Annotated in this window: 15 protein-coding genes; 8 read left to right on the top strand and 7 right to left on the bottom strand. The window is 49.8% G+C overall.

Annotation, left to right across the window (positions count from 1 at the left end; translation table 11 throughout):
* Positions 1–321: 321 nt before the first annotated feature.
* The 7 genes from AADEFJLK_RS06635 to AADEFJLK_RS06600 form a co-directional block, all read right to left on the bottom strand.
* Complete coding sequence (locus AADEFJLK_RS06635) at positions 322–1,200, bottom strand: hypothetical protein (protein ID WP_146054525.1); 879 nt, start codon at positions 1,198–1,200, stop codon at positions 322–324.
* A gap of 216 nt (positions 1,201–1,416) precedes the next feature.
* On the bottom strand, positions 1,417–1,920 hold the full coding sequence (locus tag AADEFJLK_RS06630; RefSeq protein WP_282957354.1) for a pilin: 504 nt from the start codon (positions 1,918–1,920) through the stop codon (positions 1,417–1,419).
* Between the two features lie 264 nt (positions 1,921–2,184).
* Positions 2,185–2,691, bottom strand: coding sequence for a hypothetical protein (locus tag AADEFJLK_RS06620; RefSeq protein ID WP_088617474.1), 507 nt, complete (start codon positions 2,689–2,691; stop codon positions 2,185–2,187).
* A 40-nt stretch (positions 2,692–2,731) separates the two neighbouring features.
* The gene (locus tag AADEFJLK_RS06615) at positions 2,732–4,069 is read right to left on the bottom strand and encodes a TolC family outer membrane protein (RefSeq protein WP_088617475.1); all 1,338 of its coding nucleotides are present in this window, start codon (positions 4,067–4,069) and stop codon (positions 2,732–2,734) included.
* 4 nt (positions 4,070–4,073) lie between these two features.
* A complete protein-coding gene (locus tag AADEFJLK_RS06610) occupies positions 4,074–5,435 on the bottom strand; it encodes an HlyD family type I secretion periplasmic adaptor subunit (protein ID WP_249027992.1) in 1,362 nt (453 codons plus the stop codon).
* Positions 5,432–7,138, bottom strand: a complete 1,707-nt coding sequence (locus AADEFJLK_RS06605; RefSeq protein ID WP_103973885.1) for a type I secretion system permease/ATPase — start codon at positions 7,136–7,138, stop codon at positions 5,432–5,434. Before AADEFJLK_RS06605 ends, AADEFJLK_RS06610 begins: the two co-directional genes overlap by 4 nt.
* A 202-nt stretch (positions 7,139–7,340) precedes the next feature.
* Positions 7,341–8,393: an OmpA family protein gene (locus AADEFJLK_RS06600; RefSeq protein ID WP_088617477.1), complete on the bottom strand. Its 1,053-nt coding sequence runs from the start codon at positions 8,391–8,393 to the stop codon at positions 7,341–7,343.
* Between the two features lie 417 nt (positions 8,394–8,810).
* On the opposite strand from AADEFJLK_RS06600, the gene AADEFJLK_RS06595 reads away from it, so the two are divergent.
* The 8 genes from AADEFJLK_RS06595 to AADEFJLK_RS25840 form a co-directional block, all read left to right on the top strand.
* Positions 8,811–10,067, top strand: a complete 1,257-nt coding sequence (locus tag AADEFJLK_RS06595) for a formylmethanofuran dehydrogenase subunit B (RefSeq protein WP_103973724.1) — start codon at positions 8,811–8,813, stop codon at positions 10,065–10,067.
* 9 nt (positions 10,068–10,076) lie between these two features.
* A complete protein-coding gene (locus AADEFJLK_RS06590; protein WP_103973723.1) occupies positions 10,077–11,729 on the top strand; it encodes a formylmethanofuran dehydrogenase subunit A in 1,653 nt (550 codons plus the stop codon).
* A gap of 46 nt (positions 11,730–11,775) precedes the next feature.
* A complete protein-coding gene (locus AADEFJLK_RS06585; protein ID WP_103973722.1) occupies positions 11,776–12,879 on the top strand; it encodes an AAA family ATPase in 1,104 nt (367 codons plus the stop codon).
* Positions 12,876–13,601, top strand: coding sequence for a DUF4276 family protein (locus AADEFJLK_RS06580; protein WP_170065048.1), 726 nt, complete (start codon positions 12,876–12,878; stop codon positions 13,599–13,601). Before AADEFJLK_RS06585 ends, AADEFJLK_RS06580 begins: the two co-directional genes overlap by 4 nt.
* A gap of 29 nt (positions 13,602–13,630) precedes the next feature.
* Positions 13,631–13,855 carry a hypothetical protein gene (locus AADEFJLK_RS06575; RefSeq protein WP_103973720.1) on the top strand — a complete coding sequence of 75 codons (225 nt, stop codon included), beginning with the start codon at positions 13,631–13,633 and terminating at the stop codon, positions 13,853–13,855.
* Between the two features lie 72 nt (positions 13,856–13,927).
* On the top strand, positions 13,928–14,824 hold the full coding sequence (gene fhcD, locus AADEFJLK_RS06570; RefSeq protein WP_103973719.1) for a formylmethanofuran--tetrahydromethanopterin N-formyltransferase: 897 nt from the start codon (positions 13,928–13,930) through the stop codon (positions 14,822–14,824).
* Entirely contained in the window at positions 14,821–15,633 is an 813-nt protein-coding gene (locus AADEFJLK_RS06565; RefSeq protein WP_103973718.1) for a formylmethanofuran dehydrogenase subunit C, read from the top strand. The genes fhcD and AADEFJLK_RS06565 overlap by 4 nt, the downstream gene beginning before the upstream one ends.
* Before the next feature lie 400 nt (positions 15,634–16,033).
* On the top strand, positions 16,034–16,721 hold a 688-nt coding region (locus AADEFJLK_RS25840; RefSeq protein WP_428839021.1), incomplete at its 3' end, for a M10 family metallopeptidase C-terminal domain-containing protein.

The raw sequence follows: 16,721 nt of genomic DNA, 5'->3' as shown, positions 1-16,721 counted from the left end.
TATTCCGCGTGCGCTGTTCCAAGACCTAAAGCCATTAAAATCAGACCTGCGAATAGTTGCTTTGTATTTTTCACGGAGCAGCCCCTTCGATAGTAGTTATAAACCCTTATGCATGTTATCTCTAGCCAGTAACAGGAAAGCGGGGCGAAGCCGACTTTTTCTTTACGCTATAATAATCACAAATAAACTGTGTAATTTTAACCCATGATGCTTATAGACACCAGTTGTGCTTGATTTGAATTTGCCTTAACTGAAAAAGGCCTGAGGATAAGCGTTATCCACAAGCCTTTTAGAATCAGATGACTTTACAAGCACAAGTGACTATTCGGGGTTCACATAGCCCAGATATTGGGCGTTCTGGTCAAAAACTAACACGCTGTTACTGTATTTTGATTGGAGCAAAAAGTACAGCATGGCGTGGATGTCGCTGATGTTATGCTTTTGCATGATCGGCAATAGTTGGTTTTTGACATCGGGGCGCTTGGCGATGATTTGGTCTATATCAAATTGCATAGGCCTTATATCATTGAAGTGGTCTTTGATAGGACGATAAAGCCAAGCTTGTTGATGGGGCGGGATCTTATCTTTTTTTATCAACTCCAGCATTTTTTTTAAATCTTCAAGCTTAGCGGGTTTTTCGGCGTAAATAATCGGAGGCTCCGTACTGCTCAATCCCGCCAGGTTATTTAATGCGTAACCCTGCTCAGCCAATGCCTGTGCGGGTACGGTTAAAAAAGCACTTTCCCAAAACACCACTGCCACAGGACGCTGATCATAAAGGGTATAAACCCCCCAAAATAACGCCGTCAACTGCATTACAACGATAGTACCGATATCAATAACCAACTCGCGGACGGGCTTAGTAGGGCTAAACACAACAAACGTAAGCAATGCCCCCAACACCACATCCACGCCAGTAACAATTTTAATGCCTTCCCAACCACCAGAAACATTAAAATAAGGCTCCGGATACCAAAAAACTATCATCAATAGAAATATCAACGAAAAGGCACTGGCACTAATACAAAAATGAACAAAAGCTGCAGTTAAGCGTTTTTTAGGCTTGCGGATATTAATTAACATATTTTTTAACAAAAAACCAATCGCGGATTCAACTCCGAAGGGCAACGTAAATAAAATACCGTTAACACAGTATGTATAATACGCAATACTTCCATTATGGATTTGGACATTAGCCAATTCCAATTCGATGGCCGCATAGGACGCTAAGCCAGTTTGTTTTTATAAACAAAGCTAAGCCCTCATCGGATTTAGGGGCTTTTGACGCCGCAGTGCATAGCACCCTTACATCCACCCCCCCCTCTATAGAGCCAAAAAAAACCGCTCATGGCTAAGCCAAAAGCGGTTTTTTCTGTATCAAATAACCAGCCAGCAACTTATGCCGACCAATCCCTTTTAGCAAAGGCCTGCTGCAACACAAGAGCCTGGAGCTGTAGTTTTATCCCAAGTTACGTTGCCTTGAGCAGGGCTATAAGTTCCGGTAAGGACATAAGTTTCGCCTTCCAAACCATTTACAGGAGCTCCCGTAGCGCCTTTAGCGGTAGCGGTGATGGTCACATTCGTTGCTGAAGCACCACTAGCGGCAACAATAGAAACATAGCCGTTAGTATTGGCTGCGGCTGAAGCATTTTCTTGGGCAACAGCAGCCGCAACAGCAGGATCAGGAGTACCACCACTAGTACCATCACAGGTGGACAAATCATTATTTGTTTGACCACAAATCTCTACCGCCGCTTTTATGCCAGAAGTCGCCAAAATGACCTCAGAGAATTTGGCTTTTTTGGTATAAGTTTGGTAAGCCGGAATCGCAATCGCCGCCAAGATACCAATGATCGCCACAACGATCATTAACTCGATTAAGGTAAAACCTTGTTGCATTTTTTGCATTTGATTTTTCATAATGTATCGCCTTTTATAAGTGAATATGTGATGAGAAAACTCGGAAAATATAAAGCATGATATATGCCACAACCTAAAAACTTCGCCGCCACGCTTCGCCGACAAGGCCTTAGCAGTGATTTTAGGCAGAAAAAAACCGCCTTTACCCAAACCATTGCCATCCAACCCTTCTTAATAAGAACGCTTTTTAGACCATTATCCGCACTATCATTGTCCGTGAAGGTCATATTGTGACAAAAAATGTCAGGACACTCGCATCGAGTCTCAAATGACCTCCATCACCAAAAACGGCCCGCCATACGTCAAACAAAAATAAAGCAAAGCCATCCCGATACATTTGGCATAATGGAAGGCAAATACCCGTTTGAACACATAACTGATAATCGCCAGATACCATACAATCAAAAATGCACCTAAATAGAGCGGATAATCTTCGTAGGGCGTGTTATGGGCAAAGGCATCAAAAATCTCGACCCCTATCCCTAAGGTCATCATAAAGTTTTCGCAGATGAAGACGGCGGTCTGTAGCTGATAAAACACCGCCGCTTTCTTAGTGGCCAGAATTTGCGTCGACAATAACATTAACGCGACGATAGCACGCATCGCCACTTCCAGCGTAGCTTCGGGAAAATCACCGATATTCGCTTCGACGATAATCCCCGACACCACATAAAACAGCACATTTTTCCAAAAAAATGCGCGTGCCGGATGTAGCTCAGTGGGGTTATTGACAAACCAGCAAAGCTGTAAATACTCTATTAACAATGACATAGCGAGACAGTAAACAAAAAGTGGCTGAAGAGGCGATGCCTCAGGGTGTTTTTTTGCCAGGGCGGACATCCGCCACCAACCATTGGTTAAATTTCAGCAATTCGTCGCCGATTAAACGCCCGGTCTGAAAATACAGGGAGCTACGCGCCGTAAAATAGCGGTAGCGGGCTTCGCGCTGAGCCTGGCGGGCTTCGGACAGTTGCTTTTCCGCATTCAGCAAATCGACAATCGTCACCACACCCAATTCGTAGCCTTTTTTCATAGCATCACGCGATTGCTCACTCGCTTGCAATTGCCGGTCAGTCGCTTGGCTACGCTTAGGCGATGTCACCATATCCAAATAAGCCGCACGGGTAATTTGCTCAAATTCACGCAGTTTTTTTTCCAATTCCGCTTCGGCAAGCTTTTTCCGCGCCTGTGCCTCCCTGACTTTGGCGCTGGTGATGCCGCCCTCATAAATAGGCACAACCGCTTGGACAGAGGCCGAGCCTATATCATAAGGCGACGAAGTCAGATTATTATAAACCGTGTCGCTATAAGTGCCGCTCAATTGCAACTCAATACGCGGCAAATGCCCGGCCTGATAGGCGCTAATACTTTGCCGGGCGGATTCGACCGCATGTTTAAGCCCTTGCAATTCGGGGTTGATTTGCCCCGCTTGCTTCACCCAAGTGTCAACACTGCCTTCCGGCGGCAATTGCACCGCATTCATACGCACAGGCTGAACCGGCCCCACGGCATCGCCAGTCAATTCCCGCAACTTCTCCAAGGCGATCCGCGCATCGTTGTCGTTGTCAATCAGGTTGGTACGCAAGGTTTCGGTACGCGCCTGCAATTCGTACTTATCGGTAATCATCGCCAATTGCCGCTGGCTCATTGCCTCAACCCGCGCCAATTGCTTTTCCGTGGAAGCCAATTCGGCGGCGATAATTTCGCTTTTATCTTGGGCTTTTAAGGCATTGACATAACGCTCCAACAAATCGGCTACCAATTTTTGGTGCGCCGCCAACAAGTTCTCCTCATATTGCGAGGTTTTTGCCTGCTGGCTCTTCATCAGCAAATACGCCTGCAAATCAAAAATCGGTTGCTGCAAGGTGATACTGGCGCGCGTGCCAGGGTAACTGCTATTAGAGCTACGGCCTAGCGTAGAATGTTGCTGGTGATATTCGTTTAAAGAATAGTTGCCCACCACACTGACTTCCGGCAACAGCTTACCAAACGCTTGGTCTTCTTGGGCTTTGATAATATCCAATGAATATTCGCTGCTGCCCAACTCAGGCGAAGCCAAAACCGCCCGCTCATACAGCGACAACAAATCCTCGGCCGCCGCCGGCAAACTCAGAGCCGCCAATAACGGTAACATAACTGGGTAACGCATCAACTTAATCCTCAATTAACGAACGGGCGAACACATTACTGAGCGGCTGCATCAGATATTCAAAAAAGGTGCGGTCACCGGTATTAATCAGCACTTCCGCCGGCATCCCCGGCAACAATACCAAGCCCCGGCGGGTCAATTCCGCCAAACCGTCCGGGTCAACTTCGACCCGCGCCAGATAATAACTGACTTCCTGCTTTTCATCGCTTAAACGGTCTGCCGACAGGGCAATCAACCGGCCCGCCACTTTTGGCGTTTTCGCACTTTTAAAGGCACTGAAACGGATTTCCGTGCTTTGGCCGATATGGACACGGTCAATATCTATCGGCGACACCTGCGCCTCAATCACCAGTTTTTCCTGTTGCGGCACGATGTCCAGAATATGCCCGCCCGGCGGAATGACCGCACCTAGCGTGTGGACAGTCAAGCCCAACACCATACCCGCTTCGGGGGCTTTAATGACGGTACGCGCCACCGTATCGTCCAGCCATTGGATTTTTTCACGCAACTCCGACAGCTCGGTTTGCACCTTACTCAGCTCATCAATGACTTCACGCTGGAAATCCTTATCAATTTGCAGCACTTTCAAGGCAATTTCGCTGATTTGCGTTTGTGCCGTGGCAATATTAGCGGTGAAATCACCCTCATCACCTTGCGCCTCCGCTTTACGCCTTTCCAGTTCGGTGACTTTTTGTTTCTCCATATAGCCTTCCTTGAGCATGGCGCGATAATCTACCAAATCCTTCTCTAAAGAAGCTGCCAAGCTATTGCGGCTGTTTTTTTGCGCCTTAATGCCCTCAATTTTCGCCAACAGTTGCCGATGCTGCTCTTTTAAGATACCGATTTCGCCATTGCGCGAATGCTTGCGTACCGCAAAAGCTTGGTCTTGGACACGCATGGCTTCCTGCGCCCGTGGGTCATGGTTATCTTGCCTTAACAAATCGGGATAATTGACCGATGCCTTACCGTCACGCTCGGCAGTCAGCCGCGCCTCACGCGCCAAGGCCGAAAACAATTGCCCTCGCATCGTTTCCACTTGCGCCCGTGGCGAGGTGTCCTCCAATTCGACCAACACTTGGCCTTTAGTAACGGTATCACCGTCATGCACATGCAAGGCCTTAACAATACCACCCTCCAAATGTTGCACGGTTTTCCGATAACCTTCCACTGCCACCGTACCCGGCGCAAGGGCGGCGCTACCTAGGGGGGCAAAAGCCGACCAAGCACCAAAGAAACCAAAAATAAAAATAACGATAAAATAGCCTAAACGGCGTATCGGGCCGTCATTCGCATAGCGGGATACATCAGTATCGGCAGACGTATCCATAGAAGATTTGTCCATTACGGGTTTATCAAGAGAGGTCATGCAGAAGCTCCAGGAGTTGCGGGTTGTATTTGCCGTTGGTTAAGTTTTGCCAACACTTCATCACGCGGGCCGTCCAGTGCCACAGCACCCTCATTTAACAGCATAATACGGTCAACCAAACTTAAAATACCGACCCGATGGGTAATAACGATAATGGTACTGCCGCGTTGCTTCAATGCCAACAAAGCCCTGGCAAGCGCCTGCTCACCCTGGTCATCAAGGTTAGAATTCGGCTCATCCAACACCACCAGCACCGGATCGCCATACAACGCCCGCGCCAGGCCTACCCGCTGCCTTTGCCCCGCCGACAACGCTCCGCCACTACCGCCAATTTCGGTGTCGTAACCTTGCGGCAAGTGCAAAATCATCTCATGCACCCCGGCCGCCTGCGCGGCAGCGACGACTTTATTGCTGTCCAACTCACCAAAACGGGCAATATTATCGGCAATCGTGCCGTCAAACAGCTCTATATCTTGTGGCAAATAGCCAATGTACTGGCCCATCATAGCACGGTCACACTGCGCCACGTCTGCCCCGTCAATACGCACTGCCCCGTTAGCGACCGGCCAAACACCCAGCAAGGCCCTAGCCAAGGTCGATTTACCCGACGCGCTGGAACCGATCAAACCAACAAACGTCCCCGGCTGAATGACAAAATTAACCCCTTTAATAACTGCCACTTTCGAGCCGGGCGGCACAACCACCGCCTGCTCGACCCGCAATTCTCCCCTAGGGGCCGGCAAAGGCATCCGCTCCGGCTCGGCCGGAAATTGCCCCAGAATAGTATTCAGACGTGCGTAAGCCGTACGCGCAGTCAAAAAATGTTTCCAACTGCCAATCATCAAATCGATAGGCGCCAATGCACGGCCTAATAAAATAGAACCGCCAATCATCATGCCGGGGCTAATTTGCTTTTCTATCGCCAACCACGCCCCCAAACCCAAAATTAACGACTGGATGGTCAAGCGGAAGGTTTTTGATAGCGCGGCAATCAGTCCGGCTTTTTCACTGGCGACCGCTTGCAAAACAATCAGCTTTTTTTGCTTGGCTTGCCAACGCGCCAATAAATCCGGCAACATCCCTAAAGCCTGTACGACTTCAGCATTGCGCAAATTACGCGCGGTGATATTGGCGCTTTCTACCGAAACCCGGTTCGCCTGCTCCAAATCGTCATGGGTCGCCCGCTCATTCCAAATCGCCAATAAAATTAACAACACGGCGGAAACGACGGCAACCGCACCAAATACCGGATGGAACAGAAACAGCAAACCAATATAAACAGGTAGCCACGGCGCATCAAAAAAGGCAAATAAACCGTTACCGGTTAAAAATTGCCGTAACGCCAACAAATCGCTTAACGGCTGGACGCTGCTTTTACCGCCACTGATTAAAGCCTGCCTGAATATCACTTTATACAAACGCTCATTGAGCAACACATCAAAACGGGTACTGACACGGATTAAGATTTGTGAACGCACCCATTCCAACGCCCCCAACGTGATAAAAAGGACGACCGCCAATAAGGTCAACATCAACAATGTTGAGGTACTGTTACTGGTCAGTACCCGATCATAAACCTGCATCATATAAATGGAAGGCAACAACATCAGCAGATTGATGAACAGACTAAAAATAGCGGCGGACTGGAAGGACTGACGACAATAATGGATAGCTTGGGCAAGTTCTGAAGCGGGTAAACGCATGATAACGACTTCCTGTGAATAAAAAACCATCAAAAATCGATGGGGCTGGCAAAATTATAGCCTAAAGATGAAATTGTCATTACACCCACAGTAAATTAATCGCCAAAACCACCAGGCGGCATGGCTCCCCCCTTTTTATCCGGCATAAAAAAACCCGCCATAACAGCGGGTTTTCGTTAATGCGCGGTAGCGGTCGCTAAGCTTAATTGCCCATCCAAACCAGCTCGACACGACGGTTCAAAGAACGGCCTTGTTCGGTGACATTTTCGGCAATCGGTCGGCTTTCACCAAAACCTTTTGCTGTCATCCGATTGGTCACACCTTTCATTTTCAGATAGTTGACCACAGATTGTGAGCGGTTTTGTGACAATTTCAGGTTATGGGCATCGCTGCCTTCACTACTGGTATGGCCATGTACTTCAATGTTGACCTTTTCAGGATATTTTTTCAGGCTGACGGCAACCCGATCCAAAATGCCCATTGCACCTGGGGTCAAATCCGCTGAATTGACCTTAAAGTTGACACCTTTCAGTTCCAAACTGACTGGGCAACCTTTAAAGTCGACCTTGCTGCTGGCCAGCGTTTCTGGGCATTTGTCCTTACAGTCGTTCACGCCATCGCTGTCCGAATCCATCATGGAGCAATCCATTGGCTTTTCAACCGGCAACGGCACAGGAGTCGGCGCAGGCATTTCAAACTTCACAGGGGTTGGTTTAGGGCCAAATGGCACGACAAAACCAAAATTCATGGTCATATCATGAAACTCATCGGTATTGCGGTTAAACTGAGTGCCAAAATTGTTGTTGTAACGGTAACGAATATCAGTCCGCAACAAGAAATTGTCATTCAGCTCGTAAGTGACACCCGCACCTGCCTCGCCAATAAACGAACCTGCTTCAATACCATTCACGGTCGTATCCATACCACCCAAAGCAATCACGGTATAAGGCGCCAATTTGTCACGCGAGAAATAATATTGCAAATCGACTGTACCGCCGGGCATTTCCCAAGTACCTTGATTGCTGTCGGCTTCCTGATAAAACCCTCTCAGTTCGAGATTGAAATGCTTATTCAGGATTTTACCTACACCCGCACCGGCACTAAAACCGTCATCGGCCCCACGATCACCGCCCGTGTTTAAAAAAGAGGCAAATGGTGCGACATAAAAGCGGTTGTCTTCAACGGTGTCGGCATGGGCAGGCATAGCACCGATACCCGTCAAGGCAGCAAGCGCCCATAAATGTGATTTTTTCATAACATATTTTCCTAAAAGAGAGTTAAGGGACAAACAAGGCGACCCCAAAAGAAGCGGCATGTATTTTGGATTCAAACCCAACAGCAAGGTATTTGACAGGCAATAAATTTCATGCAGATAACCAAAAGCCAATCATAGCTTTTTAGCAACCAATAAAAAAACTGTTGTTACATTGGCAATTATAGTAGCTTTATTGAGACAAAGTATAGCGTATATAGCTTATTAAGCAAAGCGAAACACCTTTTATAAATTAATGCCGGGCATGCCTTAATCAAGCCTGCCGACCCCAAAATCACCTATCCCCTCTCCCATAATCTACCCACCCAAGACAGCACGATAAAATCAAGCTAGAATATCGGCCACACAACGCGGGTGACTGGCGTTTTTTATACCCCAAAACCATCAAAGGACAGCTCAATGACTGAAATAACTGAAGTACCCAGTCCTTTTTGCGGTATCGGCACGGATGACCTGAGCATTCAGGTGGACGGCCTATCGCTGAAAGTGACAGCCAATGGCTGCGCGGTCAATACGCCGCTGTTTGAACAAGCCATTACCGACACCAGCCCACGGGTGGGTGGCAAGGAAGCCAGCCTAGAGGCCGCTGTCGCCAAGGCGGCAGAATTATTAAGAAACACCAAACTGCCCGTCATCGGCGGTTGCGCCACCGATGTCAACGGGATGCGGGGCTTACTGGCCTTGGCTGACCATTGCGGCGCGGTGGTCGATAATATGAATTTTGTCGGTGCCCGCAATAACTTCTTGGCCTTGCAAGACTCCGGTTGGATGAACACCACGCTGGCGGAGGTGAAAAACCGTTGTGATGTGCTGCTGGTTGTCGGTACGGATTTGGAAGCCTTCGCGCCGCGCTTTTTCGAGCGTTATTTGTGGACGGATGCCATGTTCGTTGAGGACTCCAGCCAACGGCAGGTGATCTATCTGGGCAAAGCCCCCAGCGGCAGCGCCTCGACTTCGCCTAACGGCAATCAAGCCCAAGTGTTTGAATGCGCCACCGCCGACCTGCCCGAAGTCATGGCGGTTTTACGCGCGTTGGTGAAAAAACAGCCTATCCGTAGCGCCTGCGTGGCGGGATTGGCGGTGGCCGATTTGCAGGGCATTGCCGACCAACTTAAAGCGGCAAAGTACGGCGTGGTGACGTGGGCGGCGGGGGCGTTGGCCTATAGCCAAGCCGAACTGACTGTGCAAACGCTCTCGGAGATGATTAAGGACATTAACGACCAAAACACCCGCTGTTCCGGTTTGCCCTTGGCGGGCAAGGAAGGCGACCAAACCGCCAACCAAGTGTGCGGTTGGACGACCGGCTATCCGGCACGGACGCGCTTTAGCCGGGGTTATCCCGAATACGACCCGTTCCTGAACGACTCCCGCACGTTGCTGGCCAACGGCGAAGCGGACGCGCTGGTCTGGGTACAAGCGTTCAACAGCCAGTCCGTGCCACCCGTCACTGGCTTGCCAACTATTGTGGTGGGCCGCTCCGGCATGACCTTTAGCCAAGAGCCTGATGTGTACATCCCCGTCGGCACACCTGGGATAGACCATGCCGGACACGCTTTCCGCATGGATAATGTCGTCGCCATCCGGCTGAAAAAATTACGCGATTCGGGTTTGCCTAGTACGGCGGATGTCCTGAATGCCATTGAACACGCTTTATAAGGAAACACCATGTTAATCAAATTAAGCGGCGGCACTGTCTATGACCCAGCCGCTGGCATAGCCGGACAGCAACAGGACATTTACATCCAAGACGGGCGCATCATCAACGCGCCCGCCGAAGCCACGCCCGATAAGGACTACGACCTGAAAGGCAAGGTGGTGATGTCAGGGGCCATCGACATGCACACCCACATCGGCGGCGGCAAGGGCAACATCGCCCGTACCCTGTTGCCCGAAGACCATCGCGCCGATCCGGTCGAGCGCACCCATATCTGCCGCTCCGGTTGCGGCCACGCCATGCCCAGCACTTTCGTCACCGGCTACCGCTATGCGGAAATGGGCTATACCGCAGGCTTTGAACCCGCGCTGTTGCCGATCAATGCCCGTCAGGCGCACATGGAAATGGGCGACATCCCGATTTTGGACAAAGGCGGTTACGTCATGCTCGGTAGTGACGACTACCTGCTGCGGATGCTCACCGCCAAACAAGACCAAAAGGCCATTAACGACTATGTGGCGTGGACGATCAATTCCGCCAAAGCCATCGGCGTTAAAGTCGTCAACCCCGGCGGCATCAATGCGTTTAAGTTCAACCAACGCAAGCTGGACTTGGATGAGCAAAACAGCCATTACGGCGTGACCCCGCGTGAAATCCTGCGGGTGTTGGCAACGGCGGTCAAAGAATTGGGTGTAAGCCATCCGCTGCATGTCCACGGCTGCAACTTGGGCGTACCGGGCAATGTGCAAACGACCTTGGACACCATCCAAGGCATCGGCGGCTTGCCCATGCACTTGACCCACATCCAGTTTCACAGCTACGGCACCGAAGGCGATTTTAAATTCTCCTCCGGCGCGGCGCAGATTGCCGAAGCCGTCAACAAAAACAAAAACATCACCATCGATGTCGGGCAAATCCTGTTCGGGCAAACCGTCACCGCCTCCGGCGACAGTATGCGCCAACACGCCAACCACAAACACGCCAGCCCCAACAAATGGGTGACGATGGACATCGAATGTGATGCCGGTTGCGGGGTCGTGCCGTTCAAATACCGAGACCAAAATTTTGTCAACGCCTTGCAATGGGCGATAGGCTTGGAAACCTTCTTGTTGGTCGATGACCCGTGGCGCATTTTCCTGACCACCGACCATCCCAACGGCGCACCGTTCACCAGCTACCCGCATCTGATACGCTTGCTGATGGACAAATCCTTCCGCAACGACATGCTGGCGACCATCCACCCCGAAGCGCAAAAAATGACCACTTTGGCTTCGATAGACCGCGAATACAGCTTGCAAGAAATCGCCATCATGACCCGCGCCGGAGCCGCCAAACTGATCGGCCTAAAAGACCGGGGCGGCTTAAGCGCAGGCAACTGGGCGGACATCACCGTCTACACCGACAATCCCAACCGCGAACAAATGTTCGAAAAACCCGATTATGTCTTTAAGGACGGCCAATTGGTCGTAGTTGACGGCAAAGTCATCGCCACCCCATGGGGAACCACCCACACCGTCAAACCCGACTTTGACCCCTCGGTGGAAAAAGGCCTAAAGGACTATTTTGACCGCTACCTGACCATGAAAGTGGGTAACTTTAAAATCAGCGATGATGAAATTACCGATGATGGACGGGGGAGTGTTACCGTGCATCCGTTGGTTTAAACTTCAATGCCATTAGAATGCTTCCTATCCGTTTAACCCAAATAATATGCCAACTATAAAACTGGAAAGCTTTACCATCAAAGGCTACAAAAGCATTAAGGACATTAGTGTTTTTACGCCTAGACCCATCAATATATTGATAGGCCCCCATGGGGCGGGTAAAAGCAATTTTATAGCGTTCTTTAAATTTTTAAGTTGGATGCTTTATTCTGACGGCAAACTTCAAGAGCATGTGGCCTATTTAGGGGGGGCAAATGATATTTTGCACGATGGCGCTGACATTACGAAAAGCATAGAGGCTCAAATTGCCATAAAAACAGCGTCTGGAATCAATGAGTATAAATTTAGCTTAATGTTTGCAAAACCAGACAAGCTGGTTTTTAAGGCAGAAAAATACCGCTTTTCAGAGGCCGGTACCGCTCAAGCAGTTGATTGGCATACCTGTGGCGTAGGCCATGAAGAAGCCAAGTTGCCTGGCATTAACAATGAAACCGCGACCACCATCCTCAATTTATTGCGGAAACTCATTGTTTATCAGTTTCACAATACCAGCGACACTGCGCCGATGAGACTGAAATGGTCGCTGGCCGATGGCAAGTGGCTGAAACAAAATGGCGACAACCTCGGCAGCTTTTTATACCGTCTGCAAAACGAAGAAAAGCCTTACTATTTAAGGATAATCAAATACATCCGTTTAGTGCTACCGTTTTTTGACGATTTTGAGCTGTACGATGAATTTGGGCAAATTTTATTGCGCTGGAAAGAAAAAGGCACCAATAAAGTATTTAACGCCGGACAGGCATCCGATGGGATGCTAAGGACTATCGCCCTTATCAGCTTACTGGCCCAAAACCCTAAAGACTTGCCGACCGTATTATTCTTAGATGAGCCTGAGCTGGGCTTGCATCCGAGCGCGATTGATGCCGTAGCGGGGCTGATAAAAACAGCCTCAAGCCATTGCCAAGTGTTTGTCGCCACGCAGTCCATCAGCCTAGTCAATAACTTTGATTTGGATGATTTGGTCGTCATTGACCGTCATGGCAGAAGCTCCGAATACTCAAGGCCCGACACCGCTTCGCTACAAGCCTACCTGGAAGCATTTTCGACCGGGGAAATTTGGGAGAAAAACATCATTGGGGGCCGCCCTTGAAATATTTGAACATCATCGCCGAGGGCAGCACCGAAGAAAATTTTGTCAATGAGGTTTTGGTTGGGCATTTTGCGGCTTTGGGCATTTATGTCAGCGTCCGAAAAATAACCACAGGCTGGGATAAGCAGAGCAATAAACCCGCCAAAGGCGGTTTGCGCCAATACAGTAAATTTCGTGATGACGTGACCCGTTGGATACATTCAGATAATGGCAGGCCGGATACATGGTACACCAGCTTTATTGATCTGTACGCCTTTCCAACCGGAAAAGACAGCCCTTATCAAGCGGATATTCAGGACATCCGCGACCCGTATAGTAAAATTGCTACGCTGGAAGCGGCTATTAGCCAGGACATTAATCACCATAGGTTTATACCCTACGTCCAGCTTCATGAATTTGAAGCCTTTTTATTAGTTGATCCAGACCGCTTAAGCGGCCTATATCCTGATGGGATAACCGGCATCAATAAACTGAAAGCCGATATTGGCAATACAAATCCAGAAGAAATTAACGGCTCACCACAAACTGCGCCATCAAAAAGAATCATCTGCCACCTGCCACAATATACTAACCAAAAAGCGCAAGTGGGGCCGTTAATCGCCGAAGACATTGGCATGACCGCATTAAGGGCGAAATGCCCCCATTTTGATGACTGGATTGGCAGATTAATGGCAGGGCAACAAGAACAACGCCAGGGCGGCAATATCAATCCTGTGCCATAAAGGTTGCACACCCTTAAGGAGAAAAACAGATGCAAGCGATCAAACAATACACTGAAGTCATCAACGGTAGCATCCACGTCAATCTGCCGAAAGACTTTACCGCCAAACGGGTGGAACTGATTATTTTGGCCGTGGATGGCAACAACCCAGATACCAACAATTTCCAGAAGCTTCTGCTTGATAGCCCGGAAATGACGGATGAGGAGTATCAAGCCATCCAAGAAAAAAGGCGGCATCTTAACCAATGGAATTGATTTATATCGAACTTGTGCCTTTGCCCTAATCCCTCTAAAACAAACAAACACATTAACCATGAGCAACACACTATGATCATTAACGGTGTAACCATAGACGCTACGTTTGCCGAAGCGTTTCCTATGAAAGCGACCCGCGCCATTATCACGGCGCAAAACGAGAAATGGGCACTGATCGCCGCCCAAGCCATGACCGGCTTTGCCACATCGGTGATCGCCTGTGGCTGTGAGGCCGGTATCGAGCGCACGTTAAGCCCCGAAGAAACCCCCGATGGCCGCCCTGGCGTGGCCGTCATGATCTTTGCCATGGGCGGCAAAGGCCTAGCCAAACAACTGGAAACCCGCGCCGGACAATGCGTGTTGACCTCGCCGACTTCGGCCTTGTTTGCGGGCATAGACGGCGGCACCCGCATCCCCTTAGGCAAAAACCTGCGCTACTTCGGCGATGGCTTCCAAATCGCCAAAGTCATCGGCGGCAAACGCTATTGGCGGGTGCCGGTCATGGACGGCGAATTTTTGGCCGAAGCGACCACCGGCCAAGTCGAAGCGATTGGCGGCGGCAATTTTTTGGTCTTGGCCCAATCCCAGCCACAAGCCTTGGCCGCCTGTGAAGCGGCGATTGAAGAAATGAGAAAAATCCCCAATGTCATCATGCCCTTCCCTGGCGGGGTCGTGCGTTCCGGCTCCAAAGTCGGCTCCAAATACAAATCCTTGGGCGCATCCAGCAACGATGCGTTCTGCCCGACCTTAAAAGGCATGACCAAAACCGATTTGTCACCGGACATTGAATCAGTCATGGAAATCGTTATTGATGGCCTGACCAAAGCCGACATCGACCACGCCATGCGCGTCGGCATCCAAGCCGTGTGCGACCTGGGCGCGGCCAACGGCATCCAACGCATCAGCGCGGGCAATTACGGCGGCAAACTGGGGCCGTTCCACTTTCATTTACAGGAGATCATGGCATGAGCGCGTTAACCTTCACCTTAAAATACCGCCCCGACCAGCGCGTGGACATGTCACCGCTGTCCTGCCACCTGTTACAGGACAAAGACCCCAGCGACATCGCCGCCATCGAACTGCAAAGCGGCAAATGCAAACTGCGCGTGGCCGACTTGTTCAGCGTGTCCGGCTCCGACACCCAAACTATCGTCATCAAAAACAGCTTTGAAAAGCTCGACTTCATCGGCAAAGACCTTGACGGCGGCAGCATCAGCGTGGAAGGCGACGCGGGCGCGTATCTGGCAATGGGCATGAAAACCGGCACCATCACCGTCTCCGGCAATGCCGGCTTGTATGCCGGTTGTGAAATGAAAAAAGGCTATCTGGAAATCGTCGGCAATGTCGGCGACTTTTTGGGCGCGGCGTTGCCCGGCAACAAAATGGGCATGAAAGGCGGCATGATCTTGGTCAAAGGCAACGCGGGTGAGCGGGTCGGCGACCATTTACGGCGCGGCACTATCCTTATCGAAGGCGACGCGGGCGATTATTGCGGCTCACGCATGACCGCAGGCACTATCGCGGTCATGGGGCAAACCGGACGTTACCTAGGCTACGCCATGCGCCGTGGCACTTTATTGCTCTGGAACCCACCGCAATTGTCCGCCAGCTTCAACGATTGCGGCACCCATACCCTAGCGTTTTTACCCCTGCTGTTCAAAGCCTTCCAAACGTTAAACTCAAAATTTGCCGACAGCGCGGCTGCGTTTAACCGCGTCCAGCGTTATGCCGGGGATATGGCGGAAATGGGGCGTGGGGAAGTGTTGGTTAAAAAATAAGGCCTTTCATACTGACAAACCACATTCACCAAGAAGGACGCGGCGCTTTTTCCAACAATCCAACGGCAACATCGTCGCGTCATTCGCCGTAAATGGCTGGCCTAAGGCCTTGCCTGCTAAACCTTTGTTTTTAGGTTCTTGCTGTTGTAATCGATTTTACGATAAACAGCCCTACGCCAACATCCCCTTAAAAAAACCCAACAAACCATTTCGGCTATGCATCCCGTTGCACCCACGAAAAACGGACTAATAACCGCCAGCCCACCCATTACCCGTAACATACAAATTAATTACATAAATTCTGTAAAAGCCTAAAAACATTGACTATACTGTCAATGCCTTATACCTAAGAATGTCTTTTTCCTAGGAAAGGCTCACTTAAATACATACAGGATAATCTATGGCAATTAATACAAAAATGGGAACATCGGCAAACGATACCCTAACAGGCACAGCAGGTATCGACTGGCTTTATGGCTTAGATGGTAATGACACCTTAGTTGGCGGCACGGGTAATGATATGTTGTCAGGCGGTAATGGTAATGATATTTTACAAGGTGGCCTAGGCGCAGATGAATTATTTGGCGGGGCAGGCGCCGATCTGTTTGTTTACAAATCAGTTGCCGACATACAAATAGACCCGTTGAACCTCACCGAAGAAGTGCATGATTTTAGTGCGGGCGATAAACTCGACTTTTCGGCGTTAACCAGCCGACATTTTATCGGCAATGCAGAATTTAATGGCGTGGCTGGAGAAATCCGTTATGTTTATACCTATGCCTTTAGCTACAACACCCTCACTCTCCAACAATCTTTTAATTTTGTCACAGAAGTCTTAATCGACAGCAATGGCGATGCGGTTGCGGACGGCAAGCTTGAATTACTGTCGCCGGGCAACTATAAAAAACCGCTTAATTTAGTGGAATCCGCCGCCAATTCAGGCCTACTGATTTTTGCCGCCGACCAAATTAAAACGGGCGATGCCAATGCCAATACCCTGACGGGCGGTTCAGGCAACGATACCTTATCGGGTTTGGCAGGCAACGATACCTTATTTGGTTATACGGGTGACGATGCCCTAATAGGCG

Origin of the sequence: Methylovulum psychrotolerans, from assembly GCF_002923755.1 — a bacterium.
Taxonomy (GTDB): Bacteria; Pseudomonadota; Gammaproteobacteria; order Methylococcales; family Methylomonadaceae; genus Methylovulum; species Methylovulum psychrotolerans.
This window is presented reverse-complemented; position numbering and strand designations above follow the sequence as displayed.

Coding starts and splice junctions, on each gene's coding strand:
- AADEFJLK_RS06630 (WP_282957354.1), bottom strand. CDS start 1,920: ATGAAAAATCAAATGCAAAAAATGCAACAAGGTTTTACCTTAATCGAG.
- AADEFJLK_RS06620 (WP_088617474.1), bottom strand. CDS start 2,691: ATGTCATTGTTAATAGAGTATTTACAGCTTTGCTGGTTTGTCAATAAC.
- AADEFJLK_RS06615 (WP_088617475.1), bottom strand. CDS start 4,069: ATGCGTTACCCAGTTATGTTACCGTTATTGGCGGCTCTGAGTTTGCCG.
- AADEFJLK_RS06610 (WP_249027992.1), bottom strand. CDS start 5,435: ATGACCTCTCTTGATAAACCCGTAATGGACAAATCTTCTATGGATACG.
- AADEFJLK_RS06605 (WP_103973885.1), bottom strand. CDS start 7,138: ATGCGTTTACCCGCTTCAGAACTTGCCCAAGCTATCCATTATTGTCGT.
- AADEFJLK_RS06600 (WP_088617477.1), bottom strand. CDS start 8,393: ATGAAAAAATCACATTTATGGGCGCTTGCTGCCTTGACGGGTATCGGT.
- AADEFJLK_RS06595 (WP_103973724.1), top strand. CDS start 8,811: ATGACTGAAATAACTGAAGTACCCAGTCCTTTTTGCGGTATCGGCACG.
- AADEFJLK_RS06590 (WP_103973723.1), top strand. CDS start 10,077: ATGTTAATCAAATTAAGCGGCGGCACTGTCTATGACCCAGCCGCTGGC.
- AADEFJLK_RS06585 (WP_103973722.1), top strand. CDS start 11,776: ATGCCAACTATAAAACTGGAAAGCTTTACCATCAAAGGCTACAAAAGC.
- AADEFJLK_RS06575 (WP_103973720.1), top strand. CDS start 13,631: ATGCAAGCGATCAAACAATACACTGAAGTCATCAACGGTAGCATCCAC.
- fhcD (WP_103973719.1), top strand. CDS start 13,928: ATGATCATTAACGGTGTAACCATAGACGCTACGTTTGCCGAAGCGTTT.
- AADEFJLK_RS06565 (WP_103973718.1), top strand. CDS start 14,821: ATGAGCGCGTTAACCTTCACCTTAAAATACCGCCCCGACCAGCGCGTG.